Genomic DNA, 14,005 nt, shown 5'->3' on the forward strand with positions numbered 1-14,005 from the left:
GGATCGCAAAGATGGGAGTGTCGGAGCCGGGCGGAACCTTCTATAAGGGTTCCCGTTAAGCCAACTCTCCCATTATTGCGGATCTTGACCCATGACCTTCACGCTTCCCAATCTGCCTTACGCCTATGACGCGCTCGCGCCGCATATGTCGAAGGAAACGCTGGAATTCCATCACGATAAGCACCATCAGGCTTACGTGACCAACGGCAATAACCTGCTGAAGGGCACCGAATTCGAAGGCAAATCGCTTGAAGAAATCGTGAAGGGCTCGTTCGGCAAGAATGCCGCGCTCTTCAACAATGCCGGCCAGCACTACAACCATCTCCACTTCTGGAACTGGATGAAGCCGAACGGCGGTGGCGACAAGCTACCCGGCCGTCTGGAGAAGAAGATCACCGAGGATCTCGGCGGTCTCGAGAAGTTCAAGACCGACTTCGCCGCTGCAGGCGTTGGCCAGTTCGGCTCCGGCTGGGCCTGGCTCTCGGTCAAGAACGGCAAGCTGGAAATCTCCAAGACCGCGAACGGCGAAAGCCCGCTGGTCCATGGCGCGACCCCGATCCTCGGCGTCGACGTCTGGGAGCACTCCTACTACATCGACTATCGCAATCGTCGTCCGGACTATCTCAAGGCGTTCGTCGATCACCTTGTGAACTGGGAATACGTCGACGAGCAGTTCGGCAAGGCGGTCTAATCGCTTTCGATTTGCGTTTAATGACGCGCGGGAAGGGCGGTGGCGCGAGCTGCCGCCCTTTTTCGTTGTCGTGACGTTTTCGTGTCTTGGTCGGCCTGCTGCGACTTGCCGCCGCAGACACGCTGCGGCAGAACGGAATGACGTGAGCCACCAAGCGCAGCGGGTGTTCGATGAATTATGTTTTGGTTTTTGTCGGCGGCGGGCTTGGCGCCACCTTGCGCCATGTCATCAATATGACCTGCGCTCGCTGCATGGGGACGGCGTTCCCGTGGGGCACCTTCATCATCAACATCACTGGCTCCGCGGTGATGGGCCTGATCGCCGGCTATCTCGCTTACAAGGGTGAGGCCTCGCAGCCATGGCGGTTGTTCCTGATGACCGGCATTCTCGGCGGCTACACGACGTTTTCGGCCTTTTCACTGGATACGGCAGTGCTCTATGAGCGCGGCGAATTGGGCCTCGCCCTGGCCTATGTGCTGGGGTCGGTGGTGCTGTCGATTGCCGGGCTTTTTGCCGGCCTGGCGCTGGTCCGCCACTTCGCCTGAGCCCTCCCGGGCTTGCGGTATGTTATAATATAACATAAATGACAGTTAGGCGCCTTGGCGCCGGATCTCCATTGGCTCAGGCCCGCTCTCATGGCGCATTCCCATTCCCACGGTCATGACCATTCCGACGGTCACGCGCACGGCCACGATCATAGTCACAGCCATGGCCCGGCAAGCCCGCATCCGGCCCAGCCGGCGCCCTGGTCGATCCTGCGCATGACGTTGCCCGCACGGCTGGGGGCCGCCCTGGCGGTCTCCGCAGCGCTCTGGGCGGTGGTTCTGCTGGCGATGAGGCCATCATGACGGCACAGCTCGCTTTCCAGAACGTCACGCTGGGCTATGACCGGCATCCGGCGGTGCATCACCTCAATGGCGAGATCGCCGCTGGCAGTTTGCTCGCGGTGGTCGGGCCGAACGGCGCCGGCAAATCCACGCTGTTTCGCGGCATCGTCGGCATCCTGAAGCCGCTGACGGGCGCGATCACACTTGGCGGCCTGAAGGCGCGCGACATCGCTTACCTGCCGCAGAGCGTCGATATCGACCGCACATTCCCTATTTCGGTGTTCGACTTCGTCGGCACAGGGCTTTGGCGCACGACCGGGATATTCGGCGGCCTTGGCAAGACCGCGCGTGCGCAAATAGGACAGGCGCTCGCCTCTGTCGGCCTCAATGGTTTCGAGAATCGCAATATCGGCACGCTGTCGGGCGGCCAGATGCAGCGGATGCTGTTTGCGCGGGTGTTGTTGCAGGACGCACGCGTTATCGTGCTCGACGAGCCGTTCAATGCGATCGATACCAAGACGTCGGCGGACCTGATTGCGCTGGTGCGCCACTGGCATGCCGAAAAGCGCACGGTGCTGGCGGCGCTGCACGATATGGAGATGGTGCGCTCGCATTTCCCGGAGACGCTGCTGCTGGCGCGCGGCTCCGTGGCCTGGGGATCGACCCAGCAGGTGCTGACGGCGGATAACCTGCTGGAGGCGCGGCGCATGTGCGAAGCCTTCGACGATGGCGCGGGCACCTGCGTCGTCGATGCCGCGCATTCTCGGGCGGCCTGATCGCCATGTTTTACGATGCGCTGATCGCGCCTTTCCTCGACTTCGAATTCATGCGGCGTGCTTTGGCCGGCGTGGTGGCGCTCGCACTCGGAGGCGCGCCAATCGGCGTGTTCCTGATGCTGCGGCGGATGAGTCTCGTCGGCGATGCGATGGCGCATGCGATTCTGCCGGGGGCGGCAATCGGCTTCCTGTTCTCGGGGCTAAATCTGTTCGCGATGACGTTTGGTGGCTTGATTGCAGGCTTTTCCGTTGCGCTGCTCGCTGGTCTCGTGTCGCGCGTCACCGTCATCAAGGAGGATGCGTCGCTGGCCGCGTTCTATCTCGTATCGCTGGCAGTCGGCGTCACCATCGTTTCGATGCGCGGCACCAATATCGATCTGCTGCATGTGCTCTTCGGCAACATTCTCGCGCTCGACGATCAGACGCTGCTGGTGATCGCGTTCAACGCGACGATCACGTTGGTGGTGATGGCGGTGATCTATCGTCCACTGGTGATCGAATGCGTCGATCCGGTGTTTCTCCGCACGGTCTCGCGCGCCGGTGCACCCGCGCATCTGGCGTTTCTCGCGCTGGTCGTCGTCAATCTCGTCAACGGCTTTCACGCCCTCGGCACGCTGCTCGCGGTGGGGCTGATGATCCTGCCGGCGGGTATCGCGCGGTTCTGGTCGCGCGACATCACGGGGATGATGATGATCTCCGTCGCGAGCGCGATGGTCTCCGGCTATTTCGGTCTGGTGCTGTCGTTCCAGACCAAGGTGCCGTCCGGCCCCGCGATCATTCTGGTCGCCGCGGTGCTCTACGTACTTTCGGTTTTGTTCGGCAATGTCAGTGGCTTGGTGAGGCAGTTGTTCCCCGGCCGGCATCTTGAGGCGTAGTTGTGTCAGTCATGCGGAAATCCAGCGTCTTCGTCATTTGTGCCGTCCTGTCGCTCGTCACTGCGATTGTCCCGGCGCGCGCGCAAGAAAAGACTCAGGACAAAATCGATGTCGTCGCCAGCTTCTCCATCCTGGGTGACTTCGTGCGCAATGTCGGCGGTGAGCGAGTCGCTGTCACGACCCTGGTCGGCCCGAATGGCGATGCGCATGTCTACACACCGACGCCGCGTGACGCGAAAAAGATCGCCGATGCGAAGCTTGTGGTGGTCAATGGCCTCGGCTTCGAAGGCTGGCTGCCGCGGTTGGTGAAATCATCGGGTGGTAAGGCTGTCATCGTCACCGCGACACAGGGCATCGCACCGCGCAAGCTCGACTCGCACGAGGATCCGCACGCCTGGCAATCGGTGGCCAATGCCAGGATCTACGTCGCAAACATTCGCGATGCGCTGGCCAAGGCCGATCCGGCCGGTGCCGACATCTACAAGGCGAACGCCGAGGCCTATCTCGCGAAGCTGACTACCCTCGACAGTGACGTGAAGGCGGCTGTGGCTTCCATCCCCTCGGTGCACCGCAAGGTGATCTCGACCCATGACGCCTTCGGCTATTTCGCGGCGGCCTATGGCATCGAATTCATTGCGCCGCAGGGCGTTTCGACGGATTCGGAGCCCAGCGCGAAGGATATCGCGGTCATCATCACCCAGCTCAAGATCTCGAAAATTCCGGCGGTTTTTCTGGAAAATATCGCCGATCCCCGGCTGATGCGCCGGATTGCCGCCGAGACCGGGGCAAAAATCGGCGGAACGCTGTATTCCGACAGCCTGACGCCCGAAAACGGCGATGCACCCACTTACATTGATATGGTCAGGCACAATATAAAGGCGCTGACGAGCGCGCTGACCAGTTAGCGCAGGGGCACCCCTGCTGCCGGCGCTGCACAAGACCCCGCCGGAGTGATCATGTCTGAAGCGACTGCCAACAAAATTCCCGTGACCGTGCTGACCGGCTATCTCGGCGCCGGCAAGACCACGCTGCTGAACCGCATCCTGTCGGAAAATCACGGCAAGAAATACGCTGTGATCGTCAACGAATTTGGTGAGATCGGCATCGACAACGACCTCATCATCGGCGCGGACGAAGAAGTGTTCGAGATGAACAACGGCTGCGTCTGCTGCACCGTGCGCGGCGACCTCGTGCGCATTCTCGACGGTCTCATGAAGCGCAAGGGCAAGTTCGACGCGATCATCGTCGAGACCACGGGCCTCGCGGATCCGGCCCCGGTGGCGCAGACCTTCTTCGTCGACGAGGACGTGCAGGCCCATGCACGGCTCGATGCCGTCGTGACCGTGGCCGATGCCAAATGGCTGAGCGACCGCCTCAAGGATGCGCCGGAAGCCAAGAACCAGATCGCCTTCGCCGACGTCATCGTGCTGAACAAGATCGATCTCGTGTCGAAGGCTGAGCTCGCCGAAGTCGAGGCGCGCATCCGCGCCATCAACCCCTACGCCAAGCTGCACAAGACCGAACGCGCGCAGGTGAAGCTGTCCGATGTGCTGGAGCGTGGCGCCTTCGATCTCGATCGCATTCTGGAGATCGAACCGGAATTCCTCAACGCGGACGACGGTCACGATCATCATGACCACGATCACGGCCATCATCACCACGATCATGGCCACGGTGGTTTGAAGCACTATCACGACGAGGACATGCACTCGATGTCGCTGCGTACCGACAAGGCACTCGATGCCTCGACCTTCATGCCGTGGCTGCAGGATCTGATGGCCAAGGAGGGCGGCAAGATTTTGCGCTCCAAGGGCATCCTGTCGTTCTCCGGCGACGACGACCGCTACGTGTTTCAGGGCGTGCACATGATGCTCGAAGGTGATCATCAGCGGCCGTGGAAGGACGGCGAGAAGCGCGAAAGCCGTCTAGTCTTTATCGGTCGCGATCTGCCCGAGCAGCTGATCCGCGACGGCTTCGAACGCTGCATCCCCGCCTGATGATGTCCGATTTCAATCCGCTGCAGGAGCAGGAATCCATCGTTTCGGTCACCGACCGCGTGTTGCCGGTGGCCATCGGTGCGTCGGTCACATCAGTGCATTTTCTCGGCGACAAGGCAGCCTTTGTCGGCGCCGAAGAGAAAGTCACGCTGGTCGATCCGGCGGGTGCGATGTCGCCCGTCGAGGTCGCATTCGGTGGCATCCTGTGCTCGACCTCCGACGGCAAGCGCGTCGTCATGGGCTGCGACGACGGCAAGGTCGTCGTGCTCGATCGCGACGGCACAGTCTCGACCTTTGCGACCGACGCCAAACGGCGCTGGATCGACAGTGTTGCGCTGCATCCCGATGGCGCTGTGGCGTGGTCGGCGGGCAAGACGGCCTTCGTGCAGGCGCCGAAGGGCGAAGTGAAATTCTTCGAGGTGCCATCGACCGTTGGCGGTCTGGCATTTGCACCCAAGGGGCTGCGGCTCGCGATTGCACATTACAACGGCGTGACGCTGTGGTTTCCCAACATGGCCGGCAATGCCGAAGTGCTGGAATGGGCCGGTTCGCATCTCGGCGTGACCTTCAGCCCGGACAACAAGTTTCTGGTCACCGCGATGCATGAGCCGGCGCTGCATGGCTGGCGTCTCGTGGACGGCAAGCACATGCGCATGACCGGCTATCCCGCACGCGTGCGCTCGATTTCCTGGAGCGCCGGCGGCAAGGGGCTGGCGACCTCGGGCGCGGATACGGTCATCATCTGGCCGTTCGCGAGCAAGGACGGCCCGATGGGCAAAGAGCCGGCAATGCTGGCGCCGCTCAAGGCCAAGGTCACCATGGTGGCCTGTCATCCCAAGCAGGACATCCTGGCCGCCGGCTACAGTGACGGCACCATCCTGATGGTTCGCATGACCGATGGCGCGGAAATTCTGGTACGCGCCAACAAGGGGCAGCCCGTCAGCGCGCTGGCCTGGAATGCCAAGGGTACGCTGCTGGCTTTTGCCGATCAGGACGGCGACGCCGGGCTGCTGGAGCTGTAGCTCTTTCACCTCCCCTGTGGGGAGAGGGAGTTCACGACGGTTGGTGCGAGGCGGCATTGTCATCCGCCCGTCACTTCCTGTACGCATGCAGACATCATGCGATTTTTGGCGACATTCCAGACCTACGACTTCCTCGACACGCTGCTCAGCCTGGCCACGGCCTTTGTGCTGGGCACGCTGATCGGTGCTGAGCGACAATATCGCCAGCGCACCGCGGGCCTGCGCACCAATGTGCTGGTGGCGCTCGGGGCGGCCGCTTACGTCGATCTCGCAATGCAGCTGCACGGTGCCGATGGTGCGGTGCGCGTGATCGCCTATGTCGTCTCCGGCATCGGCTTTCTCGGCGCGGGCGTCATCATGAAGGAAGGCACCAATGTGCGCGGCCTCAATACGGCGGCGACGCTGTGGAGTTCGGCCGCGGTGGGCTCCTGCGCCGGCGCGGACATGATCGCACAGGCTATCGCGCTTACGTTTTTCGTGCTGGCCGGCAATACGCTACTGCGGCCGCTGGTCAATGCGATCAACCGGGCGCCGCTGGACGCGAAGTCGTCGGAAGTGACCTATTACGTGCGGCTCACGGTCTCGCCCGAGGTGGTGCCGGAGATGCGCGAGCGCCTGCAGGAGGCGCTGGAAGCCGCAAAATATCCGGTCGGCGATGTCGATGTGATCGAGCAGAGCGACACCCAGCAGGAGATCGTGGCCACGCTGGTCTCGACGGCCGTCGATCCCAAGGAGCTGGATGCCGTGGCCGCCCGGCTCGAGGCGTATGCCGGCGTGCGCAACGCCACATGGGACGTCAGCACCAAGGACTAGTCGTCCAAAGGAAGTCCAGGGCGCCATCGGCGATCTGCGACTTCCGGCTCGGGAACTTTGGCGGCCGGCTCCCGTTGTCACCGCACATTAACTGCGGTGGATGCCATGATCCCGACGACCCAGACGCGCGTGTTCCGGACGTATTTCACGATCGCGATCTTGGCGACCGCAGCAGGATTGGGCGCATCGACGTCGGCAATGGCGCGGCTCACGCTGACGCCACCATCCGCTCGATTTGCCCAAGCGACGCCGCCACTGCAGTCGACGCCGGGTGCCGAAAACAAGCCGTCGGCCCCCGCAGAACCCGCGACCACCGGCCAGCGCCCGCAGGAAACGCCGCCGCAGCCGGCTCGTCCGGATGCGGAAGCGCGGGATGCCGGTGCCAAGCCGGCGCTGCCACCAGCGCCGGCGGAGAAAACGGCGCCGCCGATCACCACGAAATAGCGGAGCTTTCCAGGTCGCTGTCAAAGTCCCTCATGGTGAGGAGGCGCGTTTGCGCCGTCTCGAACCATGAGGCCGGGTTCTCTCAGTGTGCCGCCATCCTTCGAGACGCGCGCGAAGAGCGCGCTCCTCAGGATGAGGACGGTGTTTGTTGACGCTGCCCGCACAATAGTCTCGCCAGTTTCATCGACCGCCTTCATACTCCCTGCCAACAGTTTCATAGGGGGCACCATGAAGATCGACGACGTCAGGCGTAACGCCTATTCGATGCCGCTGACCAATCCGTCATTCCCGCGCGGGCCCTACAAATTCTACGACCGCGAATATTTCATCATCAGCTATCGCACCGACATGGACGCGCTGCAGGCCGTGGTGCCGGAGCCGCTGGAGATCGTCGATAACATCGTCAAATACGAATTCATCCGCATGCCGGACTCCACGGGCTTCGGCGACTACACCGAAACCGGGCAGGCGATTCCGGTCCGCCTCAACGGCGTCGAGGGCGTCTATATCCACTCGATGTATCTCGACGACGATGCGCCGATCGCCGGCGGGCGAGAGCTGTGGGGCTTTCCGAAGAAACGCGCGACACCGAAGATCGTGGTCGAAAGCGACGTACTGGTGGGTACGCTGCATTACGGCTCGGTGCTCTGCGCGTCAGGCACCATGGGCTACAAGCACCGGCCGGTGGATCATGACACGGTAATGCACGCGCTGCAGGTACCTAACTTTATTCTCAAGATCATCCCGCATGTGGACGGCACGCCGCGCATCTGCGAGCTGGTGCGCTATCACTTGGAACAGATCAATCTGAAGGAAGCCTGGACCGGACCTGCGGCGCTCGGCCTGTTTCCACATGCGCTCGCGGATGTGGCGCGGTTGCCGGTGAAGGAAGTCGTGTCGGCGCTGCACTTCAAGTGCGACCTGACGCTGGGGCTGGGCGAAGTGGCGTTTGATTATCTGACGAAGTGAGCTGTCCAGGGCCTCCTCACACGCCGACGTCATACGCGGGCTTGACCCGCGTATCCACCTTTCTGCACCGTCCAACGAAGATGGATGGCCGGGTCAGGCCCGGCCATGACGTGGGGAGAAGGCAGAGCCTCACCATAAAATGCGAAGGTACAAAAAAGGCGGCAGTGTCCGACACTGCCGCCTTCGTCGTTACTCATTCAGGCTGAGCACTCAGTTCAACGCACCAGCACGTTCTTGAACTGCCACGGGTCGCTCGTGTCGATATCTTCCGGGAACAGGCCCGGACGGCCTTCGAGCGGCGTCCAGTCGGTGTAGTAGCCTTTCACCGGGCCGAGATAGGGTGTCTGGATCTCCAGCAGACGCTCGAAGTCGATCTCGTCGGCTTCGACGATGCCTTCGGTCGGGTGCTCCAGCGCCCAGACCATGCCGCCGAGCACGGCCGAGGTCACCTGCAGGCCGGTGGCGTTCTGATAGGGCGCGAGTTCACGCGTCTCCTCGATGGAGAGCTGCGAGCCGAACCAGTAGGCATTGTTGTCGTGGCCGTAGAGCAGCACACCGAGTTCGTCGATACCGTCGACGATTTCGTTTTCGTCGAGGATGTGGTGCTTCGTCTGCATCTTGCCGGAGCCGAACATCTCGTGCAGCGACAGCACCGCATCGTCCGCCGGGTGATAGGCATAGTGGCAGGTCGGCCGGAACACCGCGGCGCCCGACGCGTCACGCACCGTGAAATAATCGGAGATCGAGATCGACTCGTTGTGGGTGACGAGGAAGCCGTATTGCGCGCCGCGCGTCGGGCACCAGGTGCGCACGCGCGTATTGGCGCCGGGCTGCATCAGGTAGATCGCAGCGCCGCAGCCGGCCTCATGGGTGTGTGCATTCTCCGGCATCCACTTTTCATGGGTGCCCCAGCCGAGTTCGGACGGCTGCACGCCTTCCGAGAGGAAGCCTTCGACCGACCAGGTGTTGACGAAGACCTCCGGCGGCTTCGGCGACTTGGAGCGCTGGGTGTCGCGCTCAGCGATGTGGACGCCCTTGATACCGGCCTGCCGCATCAGGTCCGCCCATTCGGCCTTGGTCTTCGGCTGGGGGGCATTGAGCTTCAGGTCGGAAGCGACATTCAGCAGCGCCTGCTTGACGAAGAAGGAGACCATGCCGGGATTGGCGCCGCAGCAGGAGACGGCCGTGGTCGAGCCGGCCTTGCGTGCCTTCTTGGCGGCCAGCGTCGTTTCGCGCAAAGCGTAGTTGGAGCGCGCTTCGGCGCCCTTCGATGCGTCGAAATAGAAGCCGAGCCAGGGCTCGTTGACCGTGTCGATGTAGAGCGCGCCGAGCTCGTTGCAGAGCTCCATGATATCGACCGAGCCGGTATCGACCGACAGGTTGACGCAAAAACCCTGGCCGCCGCCTTCGGTGAGCAGCGGCGTCAGTAGGTCGCGATAATTCTCCCTGGTCAGCCCCTGCTGGATGAAGCGCAGGCCATGCTTGTCGCACAGCGCCTTGCGGCCTTCATCCTTGGGGTCGAGCACGGTGATGCGCGACTTGTCGTAGTCGAGATGCCGCTCAATCATCGGCACCATGCCTTTGCCGATCGAGCCGAAGCCGACGATCACGATGGGGCCAGTGATCTTCGCGTAGATCGGCGAGGCGGGGGATGAGGACATCAGCTTCTAACTCCAGACAGGATCAAGATTAACGCGCTGCGTCGTGCGCGGTTGGGAAAGGACAGTGACGATGTGACATCAGAATGAAATTTCGGGAATGAAATCTCGATGCCAGTATTAAATGCAGCTCAGCGGCGTATGCCGACCGAGAGAACGGTCAGCGAACGTGGTTCCCCCGAGGGCGTCTCGAATGTAATGGACTGCCCCGCAGAAAGGCCGATAAGCGCGGCTCCGATCGGGGTCAATACCGAAATTCGCCCGGTGTCCACGTCGGCGGAGGTCGGATAGACCAGTGTGACGTGCTTTTCCTGCCCGCTGATATCGTCGCGGAACGTCACATCGGACTCCATGCCGACGATTCCGGGCAATGGATGAGTGTCGGGCACGATCGTCGCGCGCTCAACTTCGCCGGCCAGAAAGTCGGCGGTCACAGGGTATTTCTCTGCAGTGGCCTCGGCCAGTACGCCGAGACGCTCACGGTCGCTGCGGCGGAGTGTGATGGGCGGCAGCTCAGTTCGAAGGGAATGGATCATGGGTTTCACAGCCAAATGACGCCCGGCGCGCAAAGCGCCCGAGCATGCCAAGAATGATGAGGATGCTGAAATCGAACAAGCCCGGACGGCACGCGCGCGTGCGCCCGGGTCACATTCCTGCTTGAAGGTGACCGGCGCGGAGCAGTAAGCGGTTGCGGGGCAGGTTCGTCATGATGGCCGAAACCTATGTATCCTGCAGTGAAAGTCAACCGGCGATGGCGCCGTTGCTAGCAGCGACGTCCAACGGGTGTGTCTGACGCGCGGTTGACGATCAGCTGCGCCGCTTGGCGGTGACTTCGATTTCGACTTTCATCTCGGGCTTGTAGAGCCCGGCGACCACGAGGAGCGTGGCAGCGGGCCTGATCTCGCCGAGATGCGCGCCGGTCACCGCGAACACCTTGTCGGCGTCGCTGGCGTCGGTGATGTAGTAGATCGCGCGCACGATATCGGCCATGGCAAAGCCGGCCTCTTTCAGCGCGGCTTCAATGGTCTTGAAGCAGTTCTGTGTCTGTGCCGTGACGTCGGCCGGCAAGATCATGGTGGTGTAATCGTAGCCGGTGGTTCCGGACACGAAGCAGAAATCGCCATCGACCACGGCGCGGCTGTAGCCAGCGGTCTTTTCGAATGGCGATCCGGTGGAAATCAGTTTGCGCGTCATTACCGGGCTCTCCTGCGGAGGTGAGCTCCGCAATGCCGTGTCTTGGTGGTCAAATCAAGCCGCGTGGGCCAGATCGGCAGGCTCAGCAGCCTTGCGGACCCATTTACCGCTTCCGAAGATGATGCCGCGGGCGCCATCCAGCGCTCCGGGCTTCAGCTCGAGGCCGAGCAGGCGATCACGCTCGAACGGCCCGGGCAGCGCCAGATCGGTCATTTTCCAGGGCATGAAGCCGAAGCGGGCATAATAAGGCGCATCGCCGAGCAGCACGATGGCGCCATGGCCGCGCGCCGAGGCCTCGGCGATCGCGTGATTCATCAACGCGGCGCCAAGGCCAAGGTCGCGGGCACCCGGATCGACCGCCAGGGGGCCGAGCATCAGTGCAGCTCGGCCCCCGGCGTCGACATGCCAAAGCCTGATCGTGCCGACCAGCCTGCCTTGCACCACCGCCGAGAAGGCCAGGCCTTCGGCGGGCAGTCGTCCGTCACGCAGTCGCTGGCAGGTGCGGGCATGGCGCGAAGCGCCGAAGCACACATCCAGCAGAGATTCACGGGCGGCGACGTCGGAGCCACGTTCCGCACGGATCTCGTACGAAGGGGCTGCGATGGGCAAAGCAACAGTGTTGTTGGTGGCGGTCTCGTGCAGATCGGTCATGGCATGTCGGTCCCCACTCCGTTTTTCACACGGAGTGTTGTCATCCAGAATTGGAAGGTGACGGGATGAGAGCCGGCGGGCCGGCTCTCCGATTAGTCATATCCGGGGTGGATGCCGGATATAGTGAGCGACGTCAGATTTGCAACGCTCAGATATGGAAGGTGCGCAGCGGCGGGAAGCCGTTAAACGCCACTGCCGAATAAGTCGACGTATAGGCGCCGGTGCCTTCGATCAGCAGCTTGTCGCCGATCTCAAGCGTCACAGGCAGCGGATACGGCAGCTTCTCATACATCACGTCGGCCGAATCGCAGGTCGGGCCGGCGAGCACGCAGGGCGTCATCTCGGCGCCGTCATGCGGCGTCTTGATGGCGTAGCGGATCGACTCGTCCATGGTCTCGGCGAGACCGCCGAACTTGCCGATGTCCAGATACACCCAGCGCACGTCGTCCTCGTCGCTCTTCTTCGAGATCAGAACGACTTCGGCTTCGATGATGCCGGCATTCCCGACCATGCCGCGACCCGGCTCGATGATGGTCTCCGGAATCGCGTTGCCGAAATGCTTGCGCAGCGCACGGAAGATCGAACGGCCGTATTGCACGACCGCCGGAACTTCCTTGAGGTACTTGGTCGGGAAGCCGCCGCCCATATTGACCATGGACAGGTTGATCCCGCGCTCGGCGCAGTCACGGAACACCGACGAGGCCATTGCCAGCGCACGGTCCCATGCCTTCACCTTGCGCTGCTGCGAGCCGACATGGAACGAAATGCCATAGGGCTCCAGGCCAAGACGCTTGGCGAGGTCCAGCACGTCGACAGCCATTTCCGGATCGCAGCCGAACTTGCGCGACAGCGGCCACTCGGCGCCGGCGCAATCGTAGAGGATGCGGCAGAACACGCGGGCGCCGGGAGCGGCGCGCGCGATCTTCTCGACCTCAGCGGCGCAATCGACCGAGAACAGGCCGATGCCGAGCGCGTGGGCGCGCGCGATATCGCGTTCCTTCTTGATGGTGTTGCCGAAGGAGATGCGGTCCGGCGTGGCGCCAGCGTCGAGCGCCATCTGGATTTCCTGCACCGACGCGCAGTCGAAGCACGAGCCCATCGAGGCCAGCAGCGACAGCACTTCCGGCGCCGGGTTTGCCTTCACCGCGTAGAACACGCGGCTATCAGGCAAAGCCTTCGCAAAGCTCTGGAAGTTGTCGCGCACGACTTCGAGGTCGACGACGAGGCACGGCTCGACATCGGTGCCCTCGTTGCGGCGGGCGCGGAGGAATTCCTGAATACGTTCGGTCATAGCACTCTCCCAAACGGCCCCGCGAAAGGGTCACGTTCAAAAAATGATGACGGTTCAGCGCTTTCGGACCCAGGCACGCGATGGAGGCGTGACAAAGCCAAAAGTACAGACCGTAAGTGCTGCCGTGGATTGGTTGGGGGTGACCCTACCGCACACCTGGCAATGAAGGACAAGCCTCTTCGGTATTCGCGCTGGCTGTTGGAAAGCCAGCAGAGACCAAAAAAGCCCGCTCCGTCGTTGCTTTAAGTCGCGTCCCCCGTTGAGAACGAGGTGCGCCGGTTCGCCTCCGGCTGCCAGTCACGGTTGCAAAGAACAAAGTCACCTTCAACGGCATCTCTGGAGAGAGATGCTGGCCTTTCGCAAAACTCCGCGAACGACCCTCGGCTTCTTCATCCCTTGGCGGCTGTCCGGCCTCTTGTCCGGATACCTACCGACTGACACACGACCACAGGCACGTGCGAAATTGGGCAAGACCGGAAATAGGTTCTTTGACCCTGCTACGCAACAATTTTTTTGGGCTGTGGGGCATTTTATTCAACGCCATCGCGCAGCGTTGCAAACGAGACGCACTCAGCGCGCTCAACATGAACGGATGTTAAGTTCGGTTAAGGAATTGGCGTAGTCTGAGGCTGGTGTGGAGTGCTGAACTACACCAGCGTCATGGTCCTGTAGTCGTCCTCTCGTCCCGCTGTCATCTCGCTCTCGGTTGTTGTCCTCCGCGAAAGCGGAGAATCCCATAAACGCTGTAGCCAGCGACGAATCGCGAACCGCGTCGGTTACTGGGGCGCTCAATTCAA

General features: G+C 62.2%; 16 protein-coding genes. 11 read left to right on the plus strand and 5 right to left on the minus strand.

The window, feature by feature from the left end:
- Window positions 1-91: 91 nt before the first annotated feature.
- The 11 genes from LPB73_RS00175 (at window position 92) to LPB73_RS00225 (ending at window position 8,414) form a co-directional block, all read left to right on the plus strand.
- On the plus strand, window positions 92-691 hold the full coding sequence (locus tag LPB73_RS00175) for a superoxide dismutase (protein WP_093757222.1): 600 nt from the start codon (window positions 92-94) through the stop codon (window positions 689-691).
- Between the two features lie 170 nt (window positions 692-861).
- Complete coding sequence (crcB, locus tag LPB73_RS00180) at window positions 862-1,236, plus strand: fluoride efflux transporter CrcB (protein ID WP_231079114.1); 375 nt, start codon at window positions 862-864, stop codon at window positions 1,234-1,236.
- 90 nt (window positions 1,237-1,326) lie between these two features.
- On the plus strand, window positions 1,327-1,539 hold the full coding sequence (locus tag LPB73_RS00185; RefSeq protein ID WP_231079116.1) for a hypothetical protein: 213 nt from the start codon (window positions 1,327-1,329) through the stop codon (window positions 1,537-1,539).
- Window positions 1,536-2,294: a metal ABC transporter ATP-binding protein gene (locus tag LPB73_RS00190; protein WP_175367748.1), complete on the plus strand. Its 759-nt coding sequence runs from the start codon at window positions 1,536-1,538 to the stop codon at window positions 2,292-2,294. The genes LPB73_RS00185 and LPB73_RS00190 overlap by 4 nt, the downstream gene beginning before the upstream one ends.
- A gap of 5 nt (window positions 2,295-2,299) precedes the next feature.
- On the plus strand, window positions 2,300-3,169 hold the full coding sequence (locus LPB73_RS00195; protein ID WP_231079117.1) for a metal ABC transporter permease: 870 nt from the start codon (window positions 2,300-2,302) through the stop codon (window positions 3,167-3,169).
- An 11-nt stretch (window positions 3,170-3,180) separates the two neighbouring features.
- Window positions 3,181-4,074, plus strand: coding sequence for a metal ABC transporter substrate-binding protein (locus LPB73_RS00200; RefSeq protein ID WP_231079120.1), 894 nt, complete (start codon window positions 3,181-3,183; stop codon window positions 4,072-4,074).
- A 51-nt stretch (window positions 4,075-4,125) separates the two neighbouring features.
- The gene (locus tag LPB73_RS00205) at window positions 4,126-5,166 is read left to right on the plus strand and encodes a CobW family GTP-binding protein (RefSeq protein WP_231079121.1); all 1,041 of its coding nucleotides are present in this window, start codon (window positions 4,126-4,128) and stop codon (window positions 5,164-5,166) included.
- Window positions 5,166-6,188 carry a WD40 repeat domain-containing protein gene (locus LPB73_RS00210; protein ID WP_414716838.1) on the plus strand — a complete coding sequence of 341 codons (1,023 nt, stop codon included), beginning with the start codon at window positions 5,166-5,168 and terminating at the stop codon, window positions 6,186-6,188. The genes LPB73_RS00205 and LPB73_RS00210 overlap by 1 nt, the downstream gene beginning before the upstream one ends.
- 96 nt (window positions 6,189-6,284) lie before the next feature.
- Window positions 6,285-7,001, plus strand: a complete 717-nt coding sequence (locus LPB73_RS00215) for an MgtC/SapB family protein (protein ID WP_231079122.1) — start codon at window positions 6,285-6,287, stop codon at window positions 6,999-7,001.
- 105 nt (window positions 7,002-7,106) lie between these two features.
- Window positions 7,107-7,445: a hypothetical protein gene (locus LPB73_RS00220; protein WP_175367751.1), complete on the plus strand. Its 339-nt coding sequence runs from the start codon at window positions 7,107-7,109 to the stop codon at window positions 7,443-7,445.
- Between the two features lie 228 nt (window positions 7,446-7,673).
- Window positions 7,674-8,414 carry an acetoacetate decarboxylase gene (locus tag LPB73_RS00225; protein ID WP_231079126.1) on the plus strand — a complete coding sequence of 247 codons (741 nt, stop codon included), beginning with the start codon at window positions 7,674-7,676 and terminating at the stop codon, window positions 8,412-8,414.
- 215 nt (window positions 8,415-8,629) lie between these two features.
- Here the strand turns inward: LPB73_RS00225 and LPB73_RS00230 are convergent, their stop codons facing one another.
- The 5 genes from LPB73_RS00230 to LPB73_RS00250 all read right to left on the minus strand — a co-directional run bounded on the left by LPB73_RS00230 (window position 8,630) and on the right by LPB73_RS00250 (window position 13,208).
- A complete protein-coding gene (locus LPB73_RS00230; RefSeq protein ID WP_231079128.1) occupies window positions 8,630-10,075 on the minus strand; it encodes a homospermidine synthase in 1,446 nt (481 codons plus the stop codon).
- A gap of 128 nt (window positions 10,076-10,203) precedes the next feature.
- Window positions 10,204-10,608, minus strand: coding sequence for a nucleoside diphosphate kinase regulator (gene rnk / locus LPB73_RS00235; protein ID WP_184512075.1), 405 nt, complete (start codon window positions 10,606-10,608; stop codon window positions 10,204-10,206).
- A gap of 271 nt (window positions 10,609-10,879) precedes the next feature.
- Window positions 10,880-11,266 carry a RidA family protein gene (locus tag LPB73_RS00240; protein WP_231079129.1) on the minus strand — a complete coding sequence of 129 codons (387 nt, stop codon included), beginning with the start codon at window positions 11,264-11,266 and terminating at the stop codon, window positions 10,880-10,882.
- A 54-nt stretch (window positions 11,267-11,320) separates the two neighbouring features.
- Entirely contained in the window at window positions 11,321-11,917 is a 597-nt protein-coding gene (locus LPB73_RS00245; protein WP_184512074.1) for a GNAT family N-acetyltransferase, read from the minus strand.
- Between the two features lie 148 nt (window positions 11,918-12,065).
- On the minus strand, window positions 12,066-13,208 hold the full coding sequence (locus LPB73_RS00250; protein ID WP_068728986.1) for a type III PLP-dependent enzyme: 1,143 nt from the start codon (window positions 13,206-13,208) through the stop codon (window positions 12,066-12,068).
- Between the last annotated feature and the right edge of the window lie 797 nt (window positions 13,209-14,005).

It is taken from the genome of Tardiphaga sp. 37S4 (assembly GCF_021044645.1).
In the GTDB taxonomy this organism is placed as follows: Bacteria; Pseudomonadota; Alphaproteobacteria; order Rhizobiales; family Xanthobacteraceae; genus Tardiphaga; species Tardiphaga robiniae.